This window comes from Mesorhizobium waimense, from assembly GCF_003601975.1.
Taxonomy (GTDB): Bacteria; Pseudomonadota; Alphaproteobacteria; order Rhizobiales; family Rhizobiaceae; genus Mesorhizobium; species Mesorhizobium waimense.
This window is the reverse complement of the sequence record NZ_QZWZ01000029.1, coordinates 1-25,518: the sequence shown is the minus strand read 5'-3', so window position 1 is coordinate 25,518 and position 25,518 is coordinate 1. Positions and strand designations below refer to the sequence as shown.

Here is a 25,518-nt window from a genome sequence, read left to right as displayed (position 1 = left end):
AATGATGCGGAAACTGTCGCTTCTGTTTGCCGGTGCGCTTATGGGCGCATCTGCGATGAGCCTGGTCTACGGCGCACCCGGCTCAACGGCGAACGCTGCGGGCTCCGAGACCTACAAGCAGTTGGCGATCTTCGGCGACATCTTCGAGCGCGTCCGGGCGCAGTATGTGACGCCGCCGGACGACAAGTCGCTGGTCGAAAACGCCATCAACGGCATGCTGACCTCGCTTGATCCGCACTCCTCCTACATGAATGCCGAGCAGGCGCAGGACATGCGCGTGCAGACCAAGGGCGAATTCGGCGGCCTCGGCATCGAAGTCACCATGGAAAACGACCTGGTCAAGGTGATCACCCCGATCGACGACACGCCGGCCGCCAAGGCAGGCGTGCTTGCCGGCGACTACATTGCCAAGATCGATGGCGATGAGGTGCGCGGCCTGACCCTCAACGACGCCGTCGAGAAGATGCGCGGGCCGGTCAACACGCCGATCAAGCTCACCATCCTGCGCCAGGGCGCCGACAAGCCGATCGAGCTGACCGTCGTGCGCGACATCATCAAGGTCAAGGCGGTCAAGTTCCGGGTCGAGAACGACATCGGCTACATGAAGATCACGTCGTTCACCGAAAAGACCTATGACGATCTCGAGAACGCCATCGACAGCATCAAGAAGCAGGTGCCGAACGACAAGCTCAAGGGCTTTGTGCTCGATCTGCGCCTCAATCCGGGCGGCCTGCTCGACCAGGCGGTGAGCGTGTCCGACGCCTTCCTCGACCGCGGCGAGATCGTCTCGACGCGCGGCCGCGATCCGAAGGACGTCACCCGCTTCGACGCCCGTCCGGGCGACGACATCAAGGGCAAGCCGCTGATCGTGCTGGTCAATGGCGGTTCGGCGAGCGCCTCGGAAATCGTCGCCGGCGCGCTGCAGGACCTGCGCCGCGCCACGGTGGTCGGGACCCAGTCCTTCGGCAAGGGTTCGGTGCAGACCATCATCCCGCTCGGCGAGAATGGCGCGCTGCGCCTGACGACGGCGCTCTATTACACGCCGTCCGGCAAGTCGATCCAGGGCAAGGGCATCACGCCCGACATCAAGGTCGAGCAGCCGCTGCCGCCGGATCTGCAGGGCAGGGACCTGACGCGCGGCGAATCGGATCTCAAGGGCCATATCAAGGGCGCCGACGAGGGTTCGACCGGCTCCGGCTCGGCTGCCTATGTGCCGCCGGATCCGAAGAACGACCTGCAACTGATCTATGCCGAAGAGTTGCTGCGCGGCCAGAAGACCGATCCGGCATTCCCGCCGAATCCGGACAAGGCCGTGCTCAACCAGTAAGGGCCGAGTGGCCAGAGCAAGACTCTGGCCGCCGGATCGAAGCAATGCGATGCTGCCGGGGCCGCGAGGTTCCGGCAGTTTGATTCGGGGCCGTGCGCGGGAGGCGCCGGCAGGTTTGAATTTGCGCATGGCCTGTGCGGGAAGTGACGCCACTTTTCAGGCCATGCATTCGGGGACGCGGCTTGGCTGACATCAGCAAGGACATCGAACGCCCGCTCGGACAGACAATCCGGCCGCCGCGCGCTGCGTCGCGCGGGTTCAGCGCCGGCACGGTCGGGGCTACGCTTGCGGTGCTGGCCGTTGTCGGCATCTCCGGCGCGATCGCGCTGCGCGAAAAACCGTTCCGCAAACCGGAAGTGCTTGCCGTTTCGACGCCGAAGGTGACGACCGCGCCGACGCCGGTTGCCGAGCCGGCGGCGCCCAAGGCGGCAACGCCGCCCAAGGAAGCCTCTCCCAAGACGGGCGGGCCGCAGATCATCCATGTGCAGACGGAAGAAGGCGACGGTCCGCCGAAAGCGGCGATCGTCATTCGCGACCCCTCAACGGTCGGCCAGAACCTGAAGATCGCGCATATTCCCGACAGGGCGCTGATCGAGACCGGCGCCACCGGGCCGCTGCCGATGCGCGCCGCCGACGGCAGGCGTCCGTTCGATGTCTATGCGCGGCCGTGGTCGGGATCGCGCGGCGCGCGCGTGGCGATCGTCATCGGCGGGCTCGCCGTGTCGCAGACCGGCACGCAGGCAGCCATCGCCAAGCTGCCGGCCGAGGTGACGCTGGCCTTTGCACCGCAAGGCAACAGCATCGGCCGCTGGATGCAGGCAGCTAGACAGAGCGGGCATGAGATCGTCATGCAGGTACCGCTCGAACCGTTCGACTATCCCAACGTCAATCCCGGCCGCAACACGCTGACGGTGGCGGCGAGCCCGGACGAGAATTTGAAGAGCCTGCACTGGGCGCTGTCGCGGACGACCAACTATACCGGCGTGATGAACTACATGGGCGCCCGCTTCTCGGCCGATTCCGCGGCGATGGGGCCGTTCATGGCCGAACTCGGCAAGCGCGGCCTCGCCTATGTCGACGATGGTTCGTCGGCGCGCAGCCTGGCGCCCGATCTGGCGCTCAAGGACGGCGTGCCGTTTGTCGCCGGCGACACGTCGATCGATGCGGTGCAGGATCGCGGCGCCATCCTGAAGAAACTGGACGAACTCGAGGCCACGGCGCGGGCAAAAGGTTTTGCTGTCGGTATCGGCTCGGCGTTCGATCTGACGGTCGATACGGTGTCGTCCTGGGTGACGGAAGCCAAGAAGCGCGGCATCGAGATCGTGCCGATTTCAGCGGTGGCCATCGATCCGCAAAAAGGCTAGCTCCGGCTCTCGAAACCGCTTGCCACCTGCCTCGCCGGAACGAACTCTCAAAACGGCTGGAAATCCGACCGATGTCAAAGAAGAAAATCGATCCCGAGACACTGCCTTACCGTCCCTGTGTCGGCTTGATGATCCTCAATGGCGACGGGCTGGTCTGGGTCGGTCACCGCATCGCCGAGCCCGACAGCGAGTTCGCCGGCACCACGCAGCTCTGGCAGATGCCGCAGGGCGGCATCGACAAGGGCGAGGACCCGGCACAAGCGGCCGAGCGGGAACTCTACGAGGAGACCGGCATGCGCAGCGTCTCGCTGCTGGCCGAGGCGCCGCACTGGATCAATTACGACCTGCCGGCGCGTCTGGTCGGCATCGCCTTCAAGGGCCGCTATCGCGGCCAGACGCAGAAATGGTTCGCCTATCGCTTTCACGGCGACGAGAGCGAGATCCAGATCAACCCGCCGCCCGGCGGCCACACGGCCGAGTTCGACCAATGGGCGTGGCGGCCGATGCGGGACTTGCCCGACCTGATCGTGCCGTTCAAACGCAAGGTCTATGAGGACGTGGTGGCGGCGTTCCGGCATCTGGTGGCGTAACCAGCGCGATCGCGCATGGTCGCTGCGTCGGTTTCATGGTTTTATGGATGCTGAGCTGCTTCACACAGGGTCGGCATGAACGAGGCGTCCAAAAACCTTCCCGAAAGCATCGTCGCGCAAGGTGAGCCGGTCAGCGAAGCGGCGGCCGGCGCCATCCTGACCATCGATCTTGGTGCCATCAGGGAAAATTACCGGCGGTTGAAGGCGCAACTGGGCGGCGTGCCATGCGCCGGCGTCGTCAAGGCCGACGGTTATGGCCTGGGCGCGGCGCCCGTGGCGAGCGCGCTGTCGGCCGAAGGCTGCACCACATTCTTCGTCGCTCTGCTGGCCGAAGGCCTGGCGCTGCGCAAGGCACTTGGGCCGCGGCCGGCGATCCATGTCCTCAACGGCCTGCCGCCTGGCTCCGAACCGGAAGCGGTTGCGGCGGACCTCGTTCCCGTCATTAACAGCGCCGGCCAGCTGAAGGCATGGAGCAACGCGGGCCAGCAGGCCGGCCGCAAGCTGCCGGCCGCGATCCAGGTCGACAGCGGCATGTCGCGGCTCGGCATGCCGCCGGCGGAGGTCGAAGCGATCAGCCAGGATCCGCGCGCTTTCGACGGCGTCGACGTCGTCCTGGTGATGAGCCATCTCGCCTGCGCCGACGAGCCGCAACATCCGGCTAATGAGCGGCAGTGGCTGGCCTTCGAACGCTTGCGCAAGATGCTGCCCGAGGCCCCAGCTTCGATCGCCAATTCCTCCGGCATCTTCCTGGGATCAGCCTTCCATTTCGACCTCGCCCGCCCGGGAGCGGCGCTCTACGGCATCAACCCGACGCCGAGCGAACCGAACCCGATGCTGCCGGTGGTGCGGCTGCAGGCGAAGGTCGTCCAGACGCGCAGCCTCGAAAAGGGTGCCGGCGTCGGCTATGGCCACACATTTCGTGCAACCGGCCCGTTGAGAGCTGCGACGATCTCGCTCGGCTATGCCGACGGCTGGCATCGCCGCGCCGCTTCCGCCGCCTGGTTCGACACTGTCCGGCTGCCCTTTCTCGGACGGGTGTCGATGGATTCGATCATCCTCGACATTTCCGTGCTTCCGGCCGGCACGCTCGGCGAGGGCGACCTTGTCGAGCTGCTCGGCCCGTCGCAGAGCGTCGACGAGGCGGCCGGCCATGCCGGCACGATCGGCTATGAAATCCTGACCAGCCTCGGGCCGCGCTTTCATCGGCGCTACGTGAACAGGTAGCGATACGCGAGGCCACTTGGCGTACGCCGCAAAATCCGGCAGACAGTGGGCGACGACCCCGGCTTCAAGCCCTGACAAGACGTCGTTGTGGAGAGGGATGCGATGAAGATCTTCGTGTTGGGCGGCGGCGTGATCGGGGTCACCACTGCCTACTATCTCGCCGAGGCCGGCCACGAGGTCACGGTGTTCGACCGCCAGAAGGGGCCGGCGTTGGAAACCAGCTTCGCCAATGCCGGCGAGGTCTCGCCCGGCTATGCCTCGCCATGGGCGGGACCAGGCATTCCGCTGAAGGCGATCAAATGGCTGCTGATGAAGCATGGCCCGCTGGTGGTGCGGCCCGCCTTCGATCCGCATATGTGGACATGGCTGCTCAAGATGCTGCGCAATTGCACGGCCGAACGCTACGCGCTCAACAAGTCGCGCATGGTGCCTTTGGCCGAATACAGCCGCGACACGCTGAAGGCGCTGCGCGCGGCGACAGGCATCGCCTATGACGAGCGAACCAAGGGCACGCTGCAGCTGTTTCGCACGCAAAAGCAGCTCGACGGCACCGGCGGCGACGTCGAGGTGCTGAAGAAATACGGCGTCCCCTATGAACTTCTCGATGCCGAAGGCTGCATTGGAGCCGAGCCGGCACTGGCTGGCGTGCGCGGCAAATTCGTCGGCGGCCTCAGGCTGCCCGGCGACGAAACCGGCGACTGCAAGATGTTCACCGACCGCATGGCCGAACTCTGCGTGGCGCGCGGCGTGACCTTCGAATACGGGACGACGATCTCGTACATCGTCAGGACCCGCAATCGCATCAAACACATCAACACCGACAAGGGCGGCCGATCGGCCGACGCCTATGTGATGGCGATGGGCAGCTATTCGGCCCAGTTCATGCGCAAGGTGAAGCGGCCGATCCCGGTCTATCCGGTCAAGGGCTATTCGATCACGGTGCCGATCAAGGACGCCGATGCCGCACCCGTCTCGACGGTGATGGACGAGACCTACAAGGTGGCGATCACCAGGCTTGGCGACCGCATCCGCGTCGGCGGCACGGCGGAGATTTCTGGCTTCGATCTCAGGCTGCACGAAACGCGCCGGCGCACGCTGGAGCATTCGGTCGGCGATCTATTTCCGGGCGGTGGTGACCTCAACGCGGCGAGCTTCTGGTGCGGCCTGCGGCCGATGACGCCGGACGGGCCACCGCTGATCGGCCAAAGCGAGCTGTCCAACCTCTACCTCAACACCGGCCATGGCACGCTCGGCTGGACCATGGCCTGTGGCTCGGCCCGGGTGCTGGCCGACATCATCTCCAACCGGGTGCCGGAGATCAACGCGCACGACCTCAGCCCGGACCGGTATCTGAAGTAGCTTTTGAGCATGATATTTGCCGAACCTTCAGTTCGGGATCACGCTCTAGACTAAGACTAGAATGCCTGCTTCACCCAACCCTCTGAGAACAGCAGCCGATAGGCCCAGGGGATCGTCACCTTGGTGGATACCGGGTTCGAATGGGAGAGGTAGTCGTCATAGACCGGCTTCATGCGGCGATAGAAGGCGGGATCGAGCACCGTCATGCCGTTCTCCGAGTCGTGGAAGAAGCTGCGGTTGTTGAGGTTGACAGACGAGATCGTCACCAGCCTTTCGTCGATCATCATGATCTTGGAATGTAGCACGACGTCCGGCGCCTTGAATTCGCGGATGTCGATGCGGTCGCCATACTTCTCGACGAACAGCTTGTTGAGCGCGGTGAGGAATTTGCCGCCGATGTCGCCCTTGAGGTCGATGCGGCCGACGATATCGATCTTCACCCCTCGGGCCAGCGCTCGGTCGAAGGCCAAAGCGAGCTTGGGCGTCAGATTGAGATAGGGATTGACGATCTGGATGTGGTGCTCGGCGGTGTCGATCAGCTCGACGAAATAGTTCTCCAGCGCATGCCCGTCCTCATAGGGCACGGAAATGAAATGCCGCGCCACGCCTGACGGTTGCCGGCCTCTGCTACGGACCGGAATGGAGAACGGCCGGGAGATGTTGGTGTCGGCATCGTGCAGCCACAGGGTCGAAAGATGCGCGGCGAGCGTTTTTACGGTGGCCCGGTCGGCGATCTCGATGTCGAAGTCGCTCCAGTTCGAATAGTAGTTCAGCGAGAAACCATCGGTCTTGCCGTATTGCTGCAGTTGGGGGTATCGCGACAGGTCGACCGGCTTGTGGAACAGGAAGCCGTCATGAATGTTGCGGCCGCCGATGATGACGCGCGAGCGGCCGGGATCCTCAGCCAGCGTCGCCAGCATCTTGACGTGATGGGTCTTGTGCAGCTGCGACAGCTGCTCGTCGATCGGCGCGCCCTGATCGGCGCGCCAGCGGTATTCCTGCAATTCGACATTGGGGAATTCGGCCGCCAGCCGGTGCAGCATGGCGTCGTCCTTCTCGCGCTCGAGCACGTCGGTCACCATGATGCGCACCTTGGTGCCTAGGGCGGCGTGGTGGCGGATCAGCCGTTCGATGATGCGACCGGAAAAATCCGCCTTGAACTCAAGCGACGACAGATAGATCAGCTTCAGCCTTGGCGCGTGCGAGAAATCGAGCGGCAGTTCGGGGTCGCCCTTGTCGAAGGCGCTGTCCGGCAGCCTTGCGCCCAGCAAGGCCTCGACCTTGGCGTTGAAGCCGTCGCGCGACTTGCGCAGCAGGCGCGGCTGCCGGAGCGGCATCGCGCAGGTCTGCGACAGCCAGCGGCTGGCGTAGAAGACGCGGTCGAGTTCCCTCAGCCGCGCCGGATCGGGCTCCGGGCAGCGCTGGTAAAGGCTGTCGAGTGCCGCAAGCGCCGGATCGGCGGTCTCCTCGCGCAGGATGGTGAGCGGCGCGCCGGCCGGCGCCAGGCTGGAGCGGATATTCAAGTCGCAGCGGTTCAGGGTCTCGTCCGGAAACAGGCTGATCAGGGTGTCGCTCGCCGGCAGGCGGAAGCTGAAGGCCGAACCCTTGGCCACGGTGCGGGAGCGGCCGCCGGCGCGGATCGCCAGCGCCCCGTCGCAGGCGCCGCCGATGTCGACGGGCTGGTGGCCGGCCTGGCGCAGCACGATCTCGACCGAGCGTGCCTGCAGGCCGGAAAAGGTGAACGTCTTCGCCTCGGAAGGGCGAGCCGCGGCATCGACATAGAGCGTCTGCCGCGACACCCGCCAGCGCGCCGTGAAGTGGCCTTCACCGGGCTTGCCGTCCGTCGGCGGCACCTGTGTGGTGGCGACCGGCTTCGCCAGCCGTTCCAGCGCCCGGTATGTCGCCTGAAAATCGCTGTTGGCGATGTCATGGCGGTCGTGGCCGAAGGGACCCGTGCCGTTCGCCCGATCCATGGCACCGATCTCGTTGTGGGCGAGCAGCCCCAGGAACTGCTTCTCGTAATCGCTCTCGCCAGACTCGCCGAAATACTGGGCAGCCGCGATTTCCGGTCCAGGCGCCTTGGCCGACAGGGACGGGCGCGTGCAGGTGTTTTCGCTGGGAAAGAAGTCGCACGTGCGGCCATGCGGGCCGGCGCAACCGGCCAGCACTGTCACCGCCAGCCAGAGCAGGGCCAGGCATCCAGTATTGCGCTTACTCACCCTGTCGCCCCGTTCATCGCCTTGAGCTGGGCGGGATCGCGCGGCGGCATGAAGCCCTGCGGAAACACTTTGCAGACGGGGACAGCGAACGTGGCGATCAAAAGTTCGGCCTGGTTGCGCATCGTCCTTGGCGCGGTCTTATCGTCGCGGATCGTCCTTGCCGAGGCGACAAGCGCGCCATCGCAATCACAATGATCGTGGCGGGCGATGTAGCAGGCGTCATGGGCCTGGCAGGCGGCATCGAGGCGGTTGACCGGCCGCAAAGAGAGGTCGCCGCTGCGCGTGCCCGGGCCGCAATAATTGCCGAAGACGAAAGGCGAGGGGCGGGCCAGGGCATAGCGGATCGGCTTCGGCAATTCCGCTTCCGGCACCTTGGTCCAGGGGTTGGCGCAGCCCGACAGCAAAACCAGCGGCAGGATGGCAAGAACGGCTCGCATTGTTTCCGCGCCAGCTTTCGAAAATGGTCCAGCCGGCGCTTGCCGCCCGGTGGCTGATGCCACACTGGCCGATTTTGTGGCAAGGGCAAGGCGCTCAGACGAACAGCGTTCGCTCGCGCTCCACTGCCTTGGTGATGAAGTTGGCGACCACCTGGACACGGCGTAGCGGCCTCACCGATTCGTGATAGACCAGCCAGTAGGCACGGCGGATCGGCGCCACGATGTCGACGGGCACCAACTCCGGCATGGAGCGAGCAACGAAGGTGTGCAGGATGCCGATGCCGGCGCCGGAGCGCACCGCTTCGGCCTGGCCGAGCGCCGAGGAGATGGCGAAGCTGGTGCGCCAGTCGGCGCTGAACTCGGCCGCATAGTCGAGCGAGGGGCTGACGATGAGGTCGGGCACATAGCCGATCAGCGTATGCAGGCCAAGCTCGGCTGCCGTTTGCGGCAGGCCGTGTGCCCCGGCATAGGCGCGCGAGGCGAACAGGCCGAGCGTGTAGTCGACCAGCTTTCCCGCAACCAGCCGTCCCTCGGTCGGCCGCTCGACGGTGATGGCGATATCGGCCTCGCGCCTCGACAGCGAGAAGGAGCGCGGCACCGGCACCAACTGGATGGTGAGCTCGCGGTGAAGTGTCGTCAGCTCGCCGAGATGCTTGGCCAGGAAAGCGACGCCGAAGCCGTCGGGCGCGCCGATGCGTACCGTGCCCGAGATGTCGTCGCCTTCGCCGGCCACGGTCGAGCGCGCGGCGATCATGTCGCTTTCCATGCGCTCGGCGATGTCGAGGAAGCGCTCGCCGGCGGGCGTTAGCTCGCTGCCGGTGGTGAGCCGGCGAAAGAGTTTTGTCCTGAGCGCTTCCTCGAGTGCTGCGATGCGGCGTGAGACGGTGGCGTGGTTGAGCTCCAGCCGCTTCGCCGCGCCGAGGATCTGGCCGGCGCGCGCCACGGCGAGAAAGATGCGAACGTCATCCCAGTTCATCTTACCCTCCCGGGTCGATCCGCGTAGCGGAGCGGGGTGGGGGGTGAAGCCGGCGCGAACCCCCCACCCCGTCGAACGATCTCCGCTTCGCTCCGACCGCTCGCCGACCCTCCCCACAAGGGGGAGGGTAGAGGCCGAGCCCAGCAGGCCAGAGGGTGTGAAGGAATGCAATCTCTCAATCCCTGCTGCGATCGAACAGCACCCTATCATTTGCGAGATTTGATGCACAGCCATTGGCCGAACTCTATTTTCTGCACAACGGTTGCGTTCTGGCTCGCGTTGCCATCGCCTCAGCAAAGGCGGACAATGCATCATCCAAACAAGGGAGAGAGATCATGATCGAGTACGGTCATTACATCGGCGGCAAGCATGTCGCCGGGACCAGCGGCCGCAAGCAGGATGTCATGCAGCCGATGGACGGCTCCGTGCGCGGCACGGTAGCGCTGGCTTCGCAGGCGGAACTGCGCGCGGCAGTCGAGAACGCCAAGGCGGCACAGCCGAAATGGGCCGCCACCAACCCGCAGCGCCGCGTCCGCGTTCTGATGAAGTTCCTCGAACTGGTGGCCAGGGACTATGACCAACTGGCCGATATCCTGGCGCGCGAGCACGGCAAGACCGTCGCCGACGCCAAGGGCGACATCCAGCGCGGCCTCGAAGTGGTCGAAGTCTGCATCGGCGCGCCGCACATGATGAAGGGCGAATTCACCGACGGCGCCGGCCCCGGCATCGACGTCTATTCGATGCGCCAGCCGCTCGGCGTCGTCGCCGGCATCACCCCGTTCAATTTCCCGGCGATGATCCCGCTGTGGAAGATCGCCCCGGCCATCGCCTGCGGCAATGCCTTCATCCTGAAGCCTTCCGAGCGTGATCCGGGCGTGCCGATCCGCATCGCCGAACTGTTCCTCGAGGCCGGCCTGCCGGCCGGCATCCTCAATGTCGTCAACGGCGACAAGGAAGTGGTCGACGCCATCCTCGACGATCCCGACATCAAGGCCGTCGGCTTCGTCGGCTCGACGCCGATCGCCCACTACATCTATTCGCGCGGCACCGCAGCCGGCAAGCGCGTGCAGTGCTTCGGCGGCGCCAAGAACCACATGATCATCATGCCCGACGCCGACATGGACCAGACCGTCGACGCGCTGATCGGCGCCGGTTACGGCTCGGCCGGCGAGCGCTGCATGGCGATCTCTGTTGCCGTGCCGGTCGGTAACGACACCGCCAACCGGCTGATGGAAAAGCTGATCCCGCGCGTCGAAAGCCTGAAGGTCGGCCCGTCGACGGACTCTTCCGCCGATTTCGGCCCGCTGGTGACGGCGCAGGCGCTGGAGCGCGTCAAGGGCTATGTCGACATCGGCGTCAAGGAAGGCGCAAGCCTGGTCGTCGACGGCCGCGGCTTCTCCATGCAGGGCTACGAGAACGGCTACTATATGGGCGGTTGTCTGTTCGACAACGTCACCGCCGACATGCGCATCTACAAGGAAGAAATCTTTGGGCCGGTGCTCTCGGTGGTGCGCGCGCCAACCTACGAGAACGCCATCAAGCTCGCCAACGACCACGAAATGGGCAACGGCGTTGCCATCTACACCCGTGATGGCGACGCGGCGCGCGATTTCGCCTCGCGGGTTCAGGTCGGCATGGTCGGCGTCAACGTGCCGATCCCGGTGCCGATCGCCTATTACACCTTCGGCGGCTGGAAGGCGTCGTCCTTCGGCGACCTCAACCAGCATGGTCCTGACGCGTTCCGCTTCTACACCAAGACCAAGACGGTCACCTCGCGCTGGCCGTCCGGCATCAAGGACGGTGCGGAATTCGTCATTCCGACGATGAACTAGCCGGACGTTTCTTCGTTTGCGCGTCCTCGCCTTCGGTTGCGGGCGCGCGGGCAGGCATCAAGGACGGTGCCGAGTTCGTCATCCCGACGATGAACTGATTCAAAACAAAGGCCCGGCCCCAGCGCCGGGCCTTTGCTTTGGATCGCGGCTGATATCCGCCAGAACGCTAATGTGATGGAACCAGGCGGGTGGCGGCTGCCTTACACCACAATCCCGCCGCAGGAGCGCGGCGGATCAATTGATGGCAGTGGCGAATGTCTAGGGGCGTCACCTGGTGCGAGGAGGTGTGAGATGACACGTCTCACGGTAATGATGCTTTGCGTGGCGACGGCCGCATCCTTTGCCGCCCCGGCATTGGCGGCCGAGCAATGCGCGGCGCGTACCGACATGGTCAAGGCGCTTGGCGATAAATTCCACGAAAGCGAAACAGCGCGCGGCCTGGTCAATCCAAGCGTCATCCTTGAGGTCTTCGTTTCCGATGAGGGCACCTGGACGACCCTTGCCACCGACACGCAAGGTCAGAGCTGCGTCATCATGGCGGGCGAAGGTTGGGACGGCGCCGTGCAAGTAGCGGCCTTGCCAGGCACCTGAGCAATTCTTCATGATTGCTGTCGCGGGCTTTGCGGGCGTCTGGACGGGCGCTCGCTTGCGCTTTTCTATCGCCAACACCATATATGGAACATAATGGGAACATATGGAACGGTTCCCATCGATGGCAGACCGGAACACAGAAAGGAGCGACGCGATGAAGACGTCGGAACCGGCCTGGGCAGTCTCGACAAAATGAGGCCGTCAACCACCTCTTCTTGCCGGGACGCGATGGCAAAGGAGGTGCTTTATGGCACGCAAATCTCTGTCAGCTTGGGTGAAGACCTTGGTTCTTGCCGGTGCACTGGCGATGGGCACGAGTGCCGCCAGCGCGCAGTACCAGTTCTGCGTTGAGCACGGCGTTCTCGTCGCGCATCTGAGCGAGAATTTCCAGGAAAGGCAGTTTGCGTTCGGCCTGATCGGTCAGACCGCGATCATGGAAGTCTTCGTCGGTGAGAGCGGAACCTGGACGATCGCCGTCACCGATGTCGCCGGCACAAGCTGCATCATCGCTGCCGGCAACAATTGGGAAAGCGTGGTGGCCCGTTCCGGCCACGATGCATGACGGAACGGGTGCTGTGCCTTGCGCGCCCGCCGTCGAAAGCCGATGAACGATGGCCTCGCCGGCAGCACGGTCATGCGCCGATCTCCAGCCGCGTGATCCCCTCGCCGGCCAGCATGAAGTTGTAGTGGAGCGTCGCCGGACTGCCGGGGAAATTGCCCGACACGATGCCGGCGACCCGCCATGCATCGCCATTGACCGTCGCGTCGGCGACCTCGACTGTCACCCGATATTTGCGTGCGGTTGCCTCCATCCAGTTGCGGATGGCGGCTGGCCCCTGATGGGTTTCGCCTTCATCCTGGACCGTCGCGTCCGACGAGAAGGGGATGAGCATCCCGTCGATGTCATGCCTGTTCTTGGCGGCAAAATAATCCACCAGCGGCTGGGGAAGTTTTATGGTCATGGCTTGGTCTCCGGATACGGTTGTCGCTGTCGACCTGACGTCCACGGCGCTTGTTCGGTTCCTAAAATGAGATACGCTGCGGAAATGACAAGAACCGACGAAAAAGTAAGGTACTTACCTGAAAGTAAGGTTGAGGGGCTGACGCCGTCGTCCGCGGCGAGTGGCGTCGAGAATGTGCTGCGCATCCTTGAAGGCCGGTGGAAGCTGGTGATCCTGTTTCACCTGTTCGGCGGCAAGGTGCTGCGCTTTTCCGATCTCGAACGGGCAATCCCGGCGATCTCGCAGAAGATGCTGATCCAGCAGCTCAGGCAGATGGAGGCCGACGGCATCGTGCGTCGTATCGTACATCACCAGGTGCCGCCGAAAGTCGAGTATTGCCTGACCGACTGGGGCCAGGCGCTGTGCCCGGCGCTCGACGCTTTGTTGACATGGGCGGCGCAGAAGAAGCCGGCTGAACGCTGACTCCGGTTTCGCCTATCGCGTTGCCGCCGTCTCGGCATGGCCGCGCAGCAGCGCCATCAGCCGCTTGGCGTCCTTGGCGGCGGCTTCCTCGTCGCCGGCCAGGATCGAGCGGATCAGCGCGACGTGGTGTTCGGCCGATTCGGCCAGCCCGGTGTCAGCCTTGTAGCGGAACCAGAAGCGGCGGCTGTGGGTCTGCAGGGGCGCGGCCAGCCGTGCCGCGAACGGGTTGTCGGCGGCCAGCGCGAGCGCCTCGTCGAGCGCCTTGTCGGCCTGGATGAAGGCAAGCACATTGCCCGAGATCACCGCTTTTTGCATGGCAAGGGCGGCTTCATGAAACAGGTCGGCGGCCTCGCGGGTGACGAAGCGGGCTGCCGAGCGGGCTAGCACCACCTCGACGCCGCGACGCGCGTCGAGGACGCGCAGCCAGTCACCGGGATGGAGCGGAGCAATCGCGATGCCGGCGCGCGGCCGGACGTCCAGCAAGCCCTCCCAGGCCAGGCGCTGGATCGCCTCGCGCACCGGCGTGCGCCCGAGGCCGAGGCGTTCGATCAGCGCGCCTTCGGTGACGAAACTGGCGGGCGCCAGTTCGAGCGTCACGATCATGTGCTCGAGCATGCGATAGGCCTTCGCCGCCGCTGGTTCGGAGCCAGATATATCATCCCACAGTGCCATTCGCGCCCTCTGATATATTTTAGATATATCATAACAGATTCCGCATTGACAGCGAGTTTCTTGTAAAATATATCACTGATATATCAGATGGAGAGATAGCTATGTGGACCGGAGTTTTCCCCGCCGTCACGACCAAATTCACCGAGGACGACCGCCTCGACCATGCCGAGATGGAGCGCTGTTTTGCGCTACAGATGGATGCTGGTTGCGACGGCATCATCGTTTGCGGCTCGCTCGGCGAAGGGCCGATGCTGTCGCATGACGAGAAGATCGAAGTGCTGAAGACCGCGCAGAGGATTGCCGGCAAGAAGCCGGTGCTGCTGACGGTCAACGAGGCCGGCACACGCGAGGCGGCCAGCATCGCGCGCCGCGCCGCCAAGGAAGGCGCCAACGGGTTGATGGTGGTGCCGAGCCCGATCTATCACACAAATGAGGAAGAGACGGTCGCGGCGCTCCGCGCCGTTGCCGAGGCCGGCGACCTGCCGGTCATGATCTACTCCAACCGGCTCGCCTATCGCGTCGACGTTACCGTCGACCAGATGGAGGAGCTGGCGGCGGACCAGCGCTTTGTCGCCATCAAGGAATCCTCCGACGACATTCGCCGCTCGACTGAGATCATCAACCGCCTCGGCAGGCGCTATGACCTGTTCACCGGCGTCGACAATCTCGCCTTCGAGGCACTGTCGGTGGGCGCCATCGGCTGGGTGGCCGGGCTGGTCACCGCCTTCCCGCGCGAGACGGTCGCCATCTACCAACTGATGAAGCAGGGTCGCCGCGAGGAGGCTCTCTCCATCTATCGCTGGTTCCGGCCGTTGCTCGACCTCGACGTGTCGACCTATCTGGTGCAGAACATCAAGCTCGCGGAAGTGTTCGCCATTCAAACCAACGACCGCGTGCGCATGCCGCGCCAACCGCTGTCGGGCGAGCGCCGCAAGGCGGTGGAGAAGATCGTCAGGGATGCGCTGGCGGTGCGGCCGACGCTGCCGCAGTTCTAAGTACCTCTTAGAAGATGGCGGCAACCTGATAAGGGGTAGCGCCCACGTGCAAGGAAATTCCAAATCGGCAGAAGCAGGGCGCAGCCCCTCATCCGCCCTTCGGGCACCTTCTCCCCGTGAACGGGGAGAAGGTGAAGACATCGCCATCGTCGGTGGCGGCATCATCGGCATCTGTGCCGCGGCCTATCTGGCCGAGGCGGGGCGAAACGTCACGATCTTCGATCGGACAGGCATTTGCGAGGAGACGAGTTCCGGCAATGCCGCCGCCTTCGCCTTTTCCGATGTGCTGCCGCTCGCGCACAAGGGCATGATCCGGCAATTGCCGAAATGGCTTGCCGACCCGCTCGGTCCGCTTAGCATTCCGCCCGCCTATCTGCCGAAGCTCCTGCCCTGGCTGTTCCGTTTCTGGCGCGCCGGGCGTGCCGATTTCTACGAAGCCAGCCTTGCGGCGCAGGTCGCAATGATGCGGCTTGCGGAGGCCGAATGGATGGGCCTACTCGATCGCTCCGGCACGCGGCCGATGCTGCGCGAGGACGGCTCGCTGGAGTTTTACGAAAGCGAAGCCGAGTTTCGCGCTTCGCTGCCTGGCTGGGCGGCGCGCGAGCGCTTCGGCATCGGCTTCCGCCATGTCGAGGGCGAGGAACTGGCAGAACTGCAGCCAGGCCTGTCGCCGCGTTTCATCAAGGCCACGTTCGTGCCGGAATGGAAGACCGTCGCCGACCCGAAATTGCTTGGCAAGGCAGTCTGGGCTCATGCCGAACGGCTGGGCGCCCGCTTCGACAAAGCCCGGATCGAGCGTGTCGAGGCGGGTCAGGATGGCGCGACGCTGACGCTTGCCGACGGCACCACCAGAAAGGCAAGGCATCTCGTCATCGCCGCCGGCGCATGGTCGCATCTGCTGGCGAAAAACCTTGGTGAGCGCATCCCGCTGGAGACCGAGCGCGGCTACAACACGACGCTGCCGAAGACCGCCTTCGACGTGAAGCGGCAGCTGATCTTCTCCGGCCACGGCTTCGTCATCACGCCGCTCGAAACGGGCTTGCGCGTCGGTGGCGCGGTCGAACTCGGCGGCATCGAGCGCCCGCCGAATTTCGCGCGCTCGAAGGCCATGCTGGAAAAGGCCCGGAATTTCCTGCCGGGGCTCGACCCGTCCGGCGGCCGGGAGTGGATGGGTTTTCGCCCGTCGCTGCCGGATTCGCTACCGGTTATCGGTGTGTCGCGTCCCGCGGCCAACGTGTTCTACGCCTTTGGCCACGGGCATCTCGGCCTGACCCAGTCTGCGGCCACCGGCCGCTTGATCCGCGATCTCGTTCTCGGGCAGACTCCGCCGATCGATCTCGCCCCTTTCAGTCCGCAACGGTTTTGAGTTCCAGGAGACGTCATGGCCAAGCAATCCTTCTTCTGCATCGACGGCCATACCTGCGGCAATCCGGTACGGCTGGTCGCCGGCGGCGGGCCGTCGCTCCAGGGTTCGACGATGATGGAGCGTCGGGCGCATTTCCTCGCCGAATATGACTGGATCCGCACCGGGCTGATGTTCGAGCCGCGCGGCCATGACGTGATGTCGGGCTCGATCCTCTATCCGCCGACGCGGAAGGATTGCGACATCGCCATCCTGTTCATCGAGACCTCCGGCTGCCTGCCGATGTGCGGCCATGGCACCATCGGTACGGTGACCATGGCGATCGAGCACGGGCTGATCAAGCCGAAGACACCGGGGGTTCTCAGGCTCGATACGCCGGCCGGCCTGGTCATCGCCGAGTACAAACAGGTCGGCGAGTATGTCGAGGAGGTGCGCATCACCAATGTGCCTTCCTTCCTTTATGCCGAGGGGCTGACGGTGGAGTGCCCGCAGCTCGGCGAGATCAAGGTCGACGTCGCCTATGGCGGCAATTTTTACGCCATCGTCGAGCCACAGGAGAACTATCGCGACATGGCGGATCATTCCGCCGGCGACCTCATCGCCTGGAGCCCGGTGGTGCGCCAGCGGCTGAACGAGAAATACACATTCGAACACCCCGAGAATCCCGGCATCAACCGGCTGTCGCACATGCTGTGGACCGGAAAGCCGACACACCCTGAAGCCGATGCCCGCAATGCCGTCTTCTACGGCGACAAGGCGATCGACCGCTCACCCTGCGGCACCGGCACCTCGGCGCGGATGGCGCAACTCCATGCCAAAGGCAAGCTGAAAGCCGGCGACAGCTTCGTGCATGAGTCGATCATCGGCTCGCTGTTCAAGGGCAGGGTCGAAAAGCAGGTTACCGTCGCGGACAAGCCGGCGATCATCCCCTCGATCGGCGGCTGGGCGCGGATGACCGGGTTGAACACCATCTTCATCGACGAACGCGATCCGTTCGCGCATGGTTTCATCGTCAAGTGATGTCGATTGGGCTGGCCTGAGATTCTTTGTCGGCGCAAACCTCCTGGCGAAACCAGTCGGCGAATTTGACCGCTGCCGGTGAGGCTTGCGCCGACATCGTCAGGAAGTAACCTTTGTCGCGGTTCGTCGCGACCTCCGACAAAACGATCAGGTCACCACGCCTCAACTCGTCGCCAAAAACCTCGACCGGACAGAGCGCCACGCCGTGACCGGCGATGACCGCGGTGGCAAGAATGTTGAAATCGGCGAAAACCGGTCCGTTGCCGACATCGACCCCGGGCAGTCCGGCCTCCAGAAACCATTCACGCCAGCCCTGGCGGGTCTCGTCGTGCAGAAGGTCGGCGACGGCGATGCCGGCCGGCGTGCGCAGATGCTCCCTGCCTGCGAGATAGTGCGGGCTGCACACCGGCCGATTGAAGCGGGAAAACAGCTTTAGGCTGGTGACGTCGGGAGATGGATCGGCGCCGAGCGTGATCAGCACGTCGTTCTGGCCGTCGCCGAGCCTCTCGTCGGCCTTGGCGTAGGCGACCCTCATGCCGATACCGGGATGGCGCGCGGTGAAGTCCGACAGACGCGGCACCAGCCAACGGCTGGCGATCGACGGAATGCAGCCCACGGACAAGGTTTCAAGCGCGGCATTGCGGCGAATTCGTCGGCACGTGGCGCCGAGCTCGGCAAGCGCGCCGCTCGCCGAGGCCTGCAGGATCACCCCGGCCTCCGTCAGGCGGACCTTGCGGGCATCCCGGTGAAAGAGCGACACGCCCAGCCATTCCTCCAGCCGCCTGATCTGGTGGCTGATGGCGGGGTGGGTGACGTGGAGCTCTTCGCCGGCAGCCGAAAAGCTCAAATGGCGGGCAGCCGCCTCGAAAGCGCGAACAGCATTCAGCGGGATGTAGCCCATCTGTAAGATTTACTAACATATCGCGTGAGAAGCAATCATTTGAAAGCCTCCCTTCGCTGCGGCATTTCGTGGGCCAGACTACAGCTTTGGAGAGAACGATCGTGTTTACAAGACAACTGAACGATGTAGAAAAATCTGACTTCTTCGTCGATTGGGGCAATGGTACGAGCCATCGCCTGCTGACGCAGCAGGACGGCATGGGGTTCACCGTCTGCCATACCGTCGTGCGTGCAGGCAGCGAATCACGCCTCCATTACCGGCGGCATTTCGAGGCTTGCTACTGCATCGCCGGCGCGGGTGAGGTCGAAGATATGTCCGGCCAGGTGCACCGAATCGAGCCGGGTACGATCTATGTGCTCGACGAGCATGACGAGCACTATCTGCGTGCGGACGCGGCCGACGACATGGTCCTGGTCAGTGTCTTCAATCCGCCGCTGAACGGCACCGAGCGGCACGTTCTTGGTCAGGATGGCGGCTCGGCCTATTGACCCTTGCCGCGCGATCATCCCCTCTATCGGCGGCTCCTCGCGCATGACCGGACTGAACGCCGTCTTGATCGACGACCGCGACCCGTTGGCGCATGGTTCGTCGTCAAACAGGGAGAATCCTGCGCAGCGGAAACAGCAGGAGCGCAAACGGGGCGGCCTTGGCCGGCGCAACGATCCCGCTCATCACCTAATTTTGACGGCGATTTCTTCGAAATGCGGTGCATGATACGCCTGAATCGTCAAAGACATTGCGTTATGCCAATGATGGGGTCCGCGATAGTCCAGGGATCGGGTAGCGAAAAAACGGGCAATCAGATGGCGTGCCGGCAAAACACGTTCGACGATTGAAAAATCACGTTGCAATCCGGGCTCGAAACTTTACGACTAGGGGAAATACGAAAAGGAATGCGTCCGCGAGGGCGACATTCCAGGGGAGCCACGACAGTATGCAGTACTTTGTCCAGCAGCTTATCAATGGGCTGACGCTGGGATCGATCTATGGGCTGATCGCGATCGGTTATACGATGGTCTACGGCATCATCGGCATGATCAATTTCGCCCATGGCGACATCTTCATGGTCGGCGCCTTCGCCGCCCTCATCGTTTTCCTAATCCTCGGCGCGATGTTCTATTCGGTGCCGATCGTCATCGCGCTGCTGATCATGATGATCGTGGCGATGCTGTTGACCAGCCTCTACAACTGGACGATCGAGAAAGTGGCCTACCGGCCGCTGCGCGGCTCGTTCCGGCTGGCGCCGCTGATCACCGCGATCGGCATGTCGATCGTGCTTTCCAATTTCGTCCAGGTGACGCAAGGGCCGCGCAACAAGCCGATCCCGCCGCTGGTGTCAAAGGTTTACACGATCGAGGGCGTCAGCGTGTCGCTGAAGCAGATCATCATCGTTCTGGTTACGGCAATCCTGCTGGCGATCTTCTGGTATCTCGTCAACAAGACCTCGCTTGGCCGGGCGCAGCGCGCCTGCGAGCAGGACCGCAAGATGGCGGCGCTGCTCGGCGTCGATGTCGACCGCACCATCTCCATCACCTTCATCATGGGCGCAGCACTTGCCGCCGTCGCCGGAACGCTGTTCCTGATGTATTACGGCGTCGTGGTGTTCTCCGACGGCTTCGTGCCGGGCGTGAAGGCCTTCACCGCAGCAGTGCTCGGCGGTATCGGTTCTCTGCCCGGAGCCGTGCTCGGCGGGCTGTTGATCGGCTTCATCGAAAGCATGTGGTCGGCCTATTTCTCCATCGACTACAAGGACGTCGCCGCCTTCTCCATCCTGGCGATCGTGCTGATCTTCCTGCCTTCCGGCATTCTGGGCCGGCCAGAAGTCGAAAAGGTCTGAGCTCATGGCAGTCACCGTTTCCCCGGAGCGCGACGTCGTCGCCACTCCCGTGCAGCGCGCTTTCCGCGAGGCACTCTATGCCGCCGCCATCGCGCTCGGCCTGTTCGTGCTGTTCATCGGCCTGAAGACCGACCAGAACATCTCGAACGAGCTGATCCTGGTGCAACGCTGGGGGCTGCTTGCCATCGTCGTCATCGCCACTGCCGTCGGTCGCTTCCTCTATGTCGGCTATGCGCAGCCGGCGATGGAGCGAGCCAAGGCGCAAAAGGCCGCGGCGCCAGCGGCGGCCGCAACTGCGCCCGGCTTCATACGCCGAAACTTCAACCAGATCGGCGTTGCCGTGCTGTTGCTGTATCCGGTGGCAATCGTGCTGTTGTTCGGCTTTCAAGGGTCGCTGAAGTGGGTCGACAATTTCGGCATCCAGATCCTGATCTATGTGATGCTGGCCTGGGGGTTGAACATCGTCATCGGGCTGGCCGGCCTGCTCGACCTCGGTTATGTCGCCTTCTATGCTGTCGGCGCCTATGCCTATGCGCTGCTCGGCACGCATTTCGGCCTGTCGTTCTGGATCCTGCTGCCCGCCGCCGGCCTGATGGCCGCGTTCTGGGGCGTCATGCTCGGCTTTCCGGTGCTGCGCCTGCGCGGCGACTATCTGGCGATCGTGACGCTCGCCTTCGGCGAGATCATCCGGCTGGTGATCATCAACTGGCGCGAGGTGACCAACGGCTCGGCCGGCATTTCCGGCATTCCGAAAGTTTCCTTCTTCGGCCTGATGTCGTTCAACGTCTCGGACCCGAACTACATCGCCAAGGTGCTGGGCATCGCCCAATCGGGCGCGTACTACAAGATCTTCCTTTATTACCTGATCCTGGGGCTTTGCTTCCTGACTGCGTTCGTCACCATCAGGTTGCGCCGCCTGCCGGTCGGCCGCGCCTGGGAGGCGCTGCGCGAGGACGAGATCGCCTGCCGCTCACTGGGCATCAACACCACCACCACCAAGCTGACCGCCTTTGCCACCGGCGCTATGTTCGGCGGCTTCGCCGGCTCCTTCTTCGCCGCGCGGCAAGGCTTCGTCAGCCCGGAATCCTTCGTCTTCCTGGAATCGGCGATCATCCTGGCCATCGTCGTGCTCGGCGGCATGGGCTCGCTGGGCGGCATCGCGGTCGCGGCTCTGGTGATGATCGGCGGCACGGAAATCCTGCGCGAGCTGGACTTCCTCAAAGCGGTGTTCGGTCCCGACTTCACCCCGGAACTCTATCGCATGCTCCTGTTCGGCATGGCCATGGTCATCGTGATGCTATGGAAGCCGCGCGGCTTCGTCGGCAGCCGTGAACCGACAGCCTTCCTCAAGGAGCGGAGGGCTGTATCAGGGTCCTTCACCAAAGAGGGCCACGGCTGATGAATGCGAGCCCCTCCATGAACGACATCATCCTTCAGGTCGAGCATCTGTCGATGAAGTTCGGCGGTCTCGTCGCCATTGGCGACCTGTCCTTCCAGGCCAAGCGCGGCGAGATCACCGCGCTGATCGGACCGAACGGCGCCGGCAAGACCACCGTGTTCAATTGCATCACCGGCTTCTACAAGCCGTCGGAAGGCATGATCACGCTCAACCGGCGCGATGGCAGCACCTACCTCCTCGAACGGCTGCCGAACCATGAGATCCCGGCGCGCGCCAAGGTGGCGCGCACGTTCCAGAACATCCGCCTGTTCTCGGGCATGACGCTGCTGGAGAATCTGCTTGTGGCCCAGCACAACAAGCTGATGAAGGCGTCCGGCTATACGATGCTCGGCCTGTTCGGTTTCTCGAGCTACCGCAAGGCGTCGGCCGAATCGATCGACCTGGCCAGGCACTGGCTGGAGAAGGCCAATCTCGTCGACCGTGCCGATGATCCCGCCGGCGATCTGCCCTATGGCGCGCAGCGGCGGCTGGAGATCGCGCGCGCCATGTGCACGGGTCCCGAGCTTCTGTGCCTAGATGAACCGGCCGCCGGCCTCAATCCGAAGGAATCGGCGGCGCTCAACGCGCTCTTGATGGACATCAGGGACACCACCTCGATCCTTCTGATCGAACACGACATGTCGGTGGTGATGCAGATTTCCGACCATGTCGTGGTGCTCGAATACGGGCGCAAGATCTCCGACGGCAGTCCGCAATCCGTGCGCACCGATCCGCGCGTCATCGCCGCCTATCTCGGCGTCGACGACGAGGAGGTCGAGACGGTGCTGACCGAGGTCGGCGACGAGGACGTCATCGAGCAGCTGGACATCGGTCCCGACGCGGCGCACGGCCCGGGCACATCGTCTTCGTTTCTCGCCGGACCGGTGACCGACACGATCGGCCATAGCGAGGGCGAGCGCGTCACGGTGTCGAAGGGCGCCTCGAAAGCAGGGCAGGTCGATGCAAAGGCCAATGCCGCGCCAAGAAAGCCTGCCGAGCGGGCCACGGCCAAGCCCGCTGGGTCGACAGCCAAGCCGCGCGGAGGGCGTAAGTAATGGCCGGTACAACGCTGCTCGATATCAAGGGCGTCGAGACCTACTACGGCAATATCAGGGCGCTGAACGGCGTCGACGTCAGCGTCAAAGAGGGTGAGATCGTGGCGCTGATCGGTGCCAACGGCGCCGGCAAGTCGACGCTGATGATGACCATCTTCGGCGCGCCACGGGCTCGCGCCGGCACGATTACCTTTTCCGGCACCGACATCACGCAGATGCCGACGCACGAAATCGCGCGCATGCGCATCGCCCAGTCGCCGGAGGGTCGCCGCATCTTCCCGCGCATGACGGTGATGGAAAACCTGCAGATGGGCGCCAGCCTCGACAACCTCAAATATTACGACGAGGATGTCGAGAAGGTGTTCACGCTGTTTCCACGCCTGAAGGAGCGCATCGCCCAGCGCGGCGGCACGCTGTCGGGCGGCGAGCAGCAGATGCTGTCGATCGGACGCGCGCTGATGGCGCGGCCGAAGCTGCTCCTGCTCGACGAGCCGTCGCTGGGACTGGCGCCGCTGATCGTCAAGCAGATTTTCGACGCCATCCGCGAATTGAACCGCACCCAGGGGCTGACCGTGTTCCTGGTCGAGCAGAACGCCTTCGGCGCGCTGAAGCTCGCCACCCGGGGCTACGTCATGGTCAACGGCAATGTGACGATGAGCGGCACCGGCAAGGAGCTGCTCGCCAATCCGGAAGTGCGCGCCGCCTATCTCGAAGGCGGGCACCACTGAGTTCAGGAGACATCAATCATGCAGGGCATTCTCTACGAGGAACCCTCGATCTGGCAGTTCTTCTTCGTCACCTGCCTGCTCGGCGGCTGGGCCGCATGGATGACGGGCAGGGCGAGCGCGCAGACCTGGCGCAGCTTTTTCCAGCTGTTCCTCTACATGCTGGGCCTCGGCATCGGCATCAGGTTCATCCATCACGCGCTGTTCGACGGCACGATGTTCTCGCTGCATTACTACATCGTCGATACAATCGTGCTGATGATACTGGGCTTTATCGGCTACCAGTACACGCGTACCAACCAGATGGTGACGCAGTATAATTGGCTTTACGAAAGAGCATCGCTTTTGAGCTGGAAACCGAAAGGTTGACGTTCATGATTAACGCCGCTTCGGGGATGAATCGGCGTGACAAGTGCCTGAAAATCGGCAAACTGAGCTTTCTGCGATAAGGGTGGGCATCGCATGAAAGTATCATCCACGCCCACTCCGTAAATGGGAGCGTTTCTATGAAAAAGTCACTCTTGTCCGCCGTGGCTCTGACCGCGTTCATCGCGTTCAGCGGCAGCGCGTGGGCTGACATCCTGATCGGCGTCGCCGGTCCGATCACCGGCCCGAACGCCGCTTTCGGCGCGCAGTTGCAGAAGGGCGCAGAGCAGGCCGTCGCTGACATCAACGCGGCCGGCGGAGTCCTCGGCCAGCAACTCAAGCTGAGCGTCGGTGACGACGTGTCGGATCCGAAGCAGGGCATCTCGGTCGCCAACAAGTTTGTCGCCGACGGCATCAAGTTCGTCGATGGCCACTTCAATTCGGGCGTCTCAATTCCGGCGTCGGAAGTCTATGCCGAAAATGGCATCCTCGAGATCACGCCTGCCGCGACCAATCCGAAGTTCACCGAGCGCGGCATGTGGAACACGTTCCGCACCTGCGGACGCGACGACCAGCAGGGCAAGGTTGCCGGCGACTATGTCGCCAAGAACTTCAAGGACGCCAAGATCGCGCTCATCCATGACAAGACGCCTTATGGCCAGGGCCTCGCCGACGAAACCAAGAAGGCGCTCAATGGCAATGGCGTCACCGAAGCCATGTATGAAGGCATCAATGTCGGCGACAAGGACTTCTCGGCGCTCATCGCCAAGATGAAGGAAGCCGGCGTCTCCATCGTCTATTATGGCGGCCTGCACACCGAGGCCGGCCTGATCATCCGCCAGCTCGCCGACCAGGGCCTCAAGGCCCAGTTCATGTCCGGCGACGGCATCGTCTCGAACGAACTGGCCTCGATCGCCGGCGACGCCGTCGAAGGCACGCTGATGACGTTCGCTCCCGATCCGCGCAAGAACCCGAACGCTAAGGAGCTCGTCGAGAAGTTCCGCGCCGCCGGTTTCGAGCCGGAGGCCTACACGCTCTACTCCTACGCCACGATACAGATCATCGCAGCGGCTATCACCAAGACCGGCTCCGCCGACGATGCCCAGAAAGTCGCCGAGACGATCAAGTCGAGCGGCCCCTGGACGACGGCCATCGGCGACATCGGCTATGACGCCAAGGGCGACATCACCCGCCCGGACTACGTCATGTACACCTGGAAGAAGGGTGACGACGGCAAGTACTCCTACTTCGAGCAATAAGCCGGCAAACGTCTGAAATCGGAGAATGCCCGGCGCACCCGCGCCGGGCATTTTTCGTTGTTGGCGCGAACAAACCATTTAAATCGGTTTAGATGTCGCGCGAATCCGTTTGCACTGCAGCATTTTCACGTTAATCATGCGGCAGCCCCCATCCTCTCCGCCTTTGGAGCCCAGTCCTTGGCCATCACGAAGATCCTTGTCGCCAACCGGTCCGAAATCGCCATCCGCGTCTTCCGCGCGGCCAACGAGCTCGGCCTCAAAACCGTGGCGATCTGGGCCGAGGAGGACAAATATTCGCTGCACCGCTTCAAGGCCGACGAAAGCTACCAGGTCGGGCGCGGGCCGCATCTCAGCAAGGATATGGGGCCGATCGAAAGCTATCTGTCGATCGAAGAGGTGCTCCGCGTCGCCAGGCTCTCGGGCGCCGACGCCATCCACCCGGGCTACGGGCTGCTGTCGGAGAGCCCCGAATTCGCCGAAGCCTGCGCTGTGGCCGGCATCACCTTCATCGGCCCCAAGCCGGAGACAATGCGCCGGCTCGGCA

At 63.7% G+C, this 25,518-nt stretch carries 26 protein-coding genes and 1 pseudogene; 21 read left to right on the top strand and 6 right to left on the bottom strand.

Features of this window, described 5'->3' with window-relative positions:
• Nucleotide 1 precedes the first annotated feature (1 nt).
• The 5 genes from D3227_RS27970 (at nt 2) to D3227_RS27950 (ending at nt 5,864) form a co-directional block, all read left to right on the top strand.
• A complete protein-coding gene (locus D3227_RS27970; protein WP_167480880.1) occupies nt 2-1,327 on the top strand; it encodes a S41 family peptidase in 1,326 nt (441 codons plus the stop codon).
• A gap of 182 nt (nt 1,328-1,509) precedes the next feature.
• Entirely contained in the window at nt 1,510-2,691 is a 1,182-nt protein-coding gene (locus D3227_RS27965) for a divergent polysaccharide deacetylase family protein (protein ID WP_120017489.1), read from the top strand.
• 71 nt (nt 2,692-2,762) lie between these two features.
• On the top strand, nt 2,763-3,281 hold the full coding sequence (locus D3227_RS27960; RefSeq protein ID WP_120017488.1) for an RNA pyrophosphohydrolase: 519 nt from the start codon (nt 2,763-2,765) through the stop codon (nt 3,279-3,281).
• Nucleotides 3,282-3,356: 75 nt separating this feature from the next.
• A complete protein-coding gene (alr, locus tag D3227_RS27955; RefSeq protein ID WP_120017487.1) occupies nt 3,357-4,505 on the top strand; it encodes an alanine racemase in 1,149 nt (382 codons plus the stop codon).
• Between the two features lie 102 nt (nt 4,506-4,607).
• Nucleotides 4,608-5,864 (top strand): D-amino acid dehydrogenase, encoded by a 1,257-nt coding sequence (locus D3227_RS27950; RefSeq protein ID WP_120017486.1) that lies wholly within the window; start codon nt 4,608-4,610, stop codon nt 5,862-5,864.
• Between the two features lie 56 nt (nt 5,865-5,920).
• On the opposite strand, the gene D3227_RS27945 is transcribed toward D3227_RS27950, so the two are convergent.
• From D3227_RS27945 to D3227_RS27935, 3 genes are all read right to left on the bottom strand, one after another.
• Nucleotides 5,921-8,083: a phospholipase D-like domain-containing protein gene (locus D3227_RS27945; protein WP_167480879.1), complete on the bottom strand. Its 2,163-nt coding sequence runs from the start codon at nt 8,081-8,083 to the stop codon at nt 5,921-5,923.
• On the bottom strand, nt 8,080-8,520 hold the full coding sequence (locus D3227_RS27940; protein ID WP_120017485.1) for a phospholipase A2 family protein: 441 nt from the start codon (nt 8,518-8,520) through the stop codon (nt 8,080-8,082). The genes D3227_RS27945 and D3227_RS27940 overlap by 4 nt, the downstream gene beginning before the upstream one ends.
• A 94-nt stretch (nt 8,521-8,614) precedes the next feature.
• On the bottom strand, nt 8,615-9,496 hold the full coding sequence (locus D3227_RS27935) for a LysR family transcriptional regulator (RefSeq protein ID WP_120017484.1): 882 nt from the start codon (nt 9,494-9,496) through the stop codon (nt 8,615-8,617).
• A gap of 335 nt (nt 9,497-9,831) precedes the next feature.
• Here D3227_RS27935 and D3227_RS27930 point away from each other — a divergent pair, with 335 nt between their 5' ends.
• The 3 genes from D3227_RS27930 (at nt 9,832) to D3227_RS27920 (ending at nt 12,481) form a co-directional block, all read left to right on the top strand.
• The gene (locus tag D3227_RS27930; RefSeq protein WP_120017527.1) at nt 9,832-11,328 is read left to right on the top strand and encodes a CoA-acylating methylmalonate-semialdehyde dehydrogenase; all 1,497 of its coding nucleotides are present in this window, start codon (nt 9,832-9,834) and stop codon (nt 11,326-11,328) included.
• A gap of 291 nt (nt 11,329-11,619) precedes the next feature.
• Nucleotides 11,620-11,919, top strand: coding sequence for a hypothetical protein (locus D3227_RS27925; RefSeq protein ID WP_120017483.1), 300 nt, complete (start codon nt 11,620-11,622; stop codon nt 11,917-11,919).
• Nucleotides 11,920-12,166: 247 nt separating this feature from the next.
• The gene (locus tag D3227_RS27920; RefSeq protein ID WP_120017482.1) at nt 12,167-12,481 is read left to right on the top strand and encodes a hypothetical protein; all 315 of its coding nucleotides are present in this window, start codon (nt 12,167-12,169) and stop codon (nt 12,479-12,481) included.
• 70 nt (nt 12,482-12,551) lie between these two features.
• On the opposite strand, the gene D3227_RS27915 is transcribed toward D3227_RS27920, so the two are convergent.
• Nucleotides 12,552-12,881, bottom strand: coding sequence for a nuclear transport factor 2 family protein (locus D3227_RS27915; protein WP_120017481.1), 330 nt, complete (start codon nt 12,879-12,881; stop codon nt 12,552-12,554).
• 84 nt (nt 12,882-12,965) lie between these two features.
• Between D3227_RS27915 and D3227_RS27910 the strand changes: the two genes are divergently transcribed.
• Nucleotides 12,966-13,343, top strand: coding sequence for a winged helix-turn-helix transcriptional regulator (locus D3227_RS27910; protein WP_120017480.1), 378 nt, complete (start codon nt 12,966-12,968; stop codon nt 13,341-13,343).
• A gap of 12 nt (nt 13,344-13,355) precedes the next feature.
• Here D3227_RS27910 and D3227_RS27905 read toward each other — a convergent pair whose 3' ends face one another.
• Complete coding sequence (locus D3227_RS27905; RefSeq protein WP_120017479.1) at nt 13,356-14,015, bottom strand: GntR family transcriptional regulator; 660 nt, start codon at nt 14,013-14,015, stop codon at nt 13,356-13,358.
• Between the two features lie 101 nt (nt 14,016-14,116).
• Here D3227_RS27905 and D3227_RS27900 point away from each other — a divergent pair, with 101 nt between their 5' ends.
• The 3 genes from D3227_RS27900 to D3227_RS27890 are packed head-to-tail and all read left to right on the top strand — an operon-like array spanning nt 14,117 to nt 17,393.
• The gene (locus D3227_RS27900) at nt 14,117-15,010 is read left to right on the top strand and encodes a dihydrodipicolinate synthase family protein (RefSeq protein WP_120017478.1); all 894 of its coding nucleotides are present in this window, start codon (nt 14,117-14,119) and stop codon (nt 15,008-15,010) included.
• Nucleotides 15,011-15,056: 46 nt separating this feature from the next.
• Complete coding sequence (locus tag D3227_RS27895; RefSeq protein ID WP_167480878.1) at nt 15,057-16,376, top strand: NAD(P)/FAD-dependent oxidoreductase; 1,320 nt, start codon at nt 15,057-15,059, stop codon at nt 16,374-16,376.
• A gap of 15 nt (nt 16,377-16,391) precedes the next feature.
• Complete coding sequence (locus tag D3227_RS27890) at nt 16,392-17,393, top strand: 4-hydroxyproline epimerase (RefSeq protein ID WP_120017477.1); 1,002 nt, start codon at nt 16,392-16,394, stop codon at nt 17,391-17,393.
• On the opposite strand, the gene D3227_RS27885 is transcribed toward D3227_RS27890, so the two are convergent.
• Nucleotides 17,386-18,294, bottom strand: a complete 909-nt coding sequence (locus D3227_RS27885) for a LysR substrate-binding domain-containing protein (RefSeq protein ID WP_120017476.1) — start codon at nt 18,292-18,294, stop codon at nt 17,386-17,388. The genes D3227_RS27890 and D3227_RS27885 overlap by 8 nt on opposite strands.
• A 101-nt stretch (nt 18,295-18,395) precedes the next feature.
• Between D3227_RS27885 and D3227_RS27880 the strand changes: the two genes are divergently transcribed.
• The 9 genes and pseudogenes from D3227_RS27880 to D3227_RS27840 form a co-directional block, all read left to right on the top strand.
• Entirely contained in the window at nt 18,396-18,782 is a 387-nt protein-coding gene (locus D3227_RS27880; protein WP_120017525.1) for an ectoine synthase, read from the top strand.
• The gene (locus D3227_RS44400; RefSeq protein ID WP_120017475.1) at nt 18,763-19,008 is read left to right on the top strand and encodes a proline racemase family protein; all 246 of its coding nucleotides are present in this window, start codon (nt 18,763-18,765) and stop codon (nt 19,006-19,008) included. The genes D3227_RS27880 and D3227_RS44400 overlap by 20 nt, the downstream gene beginning before the upstream one ends.
• A gap of 220 nt (nt 19,009-19,228) precedes the next feature.
• Entirely contained in the window at nt 19,229-20,131 is a 903-nt protein-coding gene (locus D3227_RS27870) for a branched-chain amino acid ABC transporter permease (RefSeq protein WP_120017474.1), read from the top strand.
• Nucleotides 20,132-20,135: 4 nt separating this feature from the next.
• Nucleotides 20,136-21,530, top strand: coding sequence for a high-affinity branched-chain amino acid ABC transporter permease LivM (livM, locus tag D3227_RS27865; RefSeq protein WP_120017473.1), 1,395 nt, complete (start codon nt 20,136-20,138; stop codon nt 21,528-21,530).
• Nucleotides 21,530-22,618, top strand: a pseudogene (locus D3227_RS27860) (ABC transporter ATP-binding protein); the annotation flags it as partial. The gene livM and the pseudogene D3227_RS27860, both read left to right, overlap by 1 nt.
• Before the next feature lie 5 nt (nt 22,619-22,623).
• The gene (locus D3227_RS27855) at nt 22,624-23,352 is read left to right on the top strand and encodes an ABC transporter ATP-binding protein (RefSeq protein WP_120017471.1); all 729 of its coding nucleotides are present in this window, start codon (nt 22,624-22,626) and stop codon (nt 23,350-23,352) included.
• Nucleotides 23,353-23,370: 18 nt separating this feature from the next.
• A complete protein-coding gene (locus tag D3227_RS27850; RefSeq protein WP_006204856.1) occupies nt 23,371-23,718 on the top strand; it encodes a DUF6867 family protein in 348 nt (115 codons plus the stop codon).
• Nucleotides 23,719-23,855: 137 nt separating this feature from the next.
• Nucleotides 23,856-24,974 carry a branched-chain amino acid ABC transporter substrate-binding protein gene (locus D3227_RS27845; RefSeq protein ID WP_120017470.1) on the top strand — a complete coding sequence of 373 codons (1,119 nt, stop codon included), beginning with the start codon at nt 23,856-23,858 and terminating at the stop codon, nt 24,972-24,974.
• 177 nt (nt 24,975-25,151) lie between these two features.
• On the top strand, nt 25,152-25,518 hold a 367-nt coding region (locus D3227_RS27840; RefSeq protein ID WP_281034965.1), incomplete at its 3' end, for a biotin carboxylase N-terminal domain-containing protein.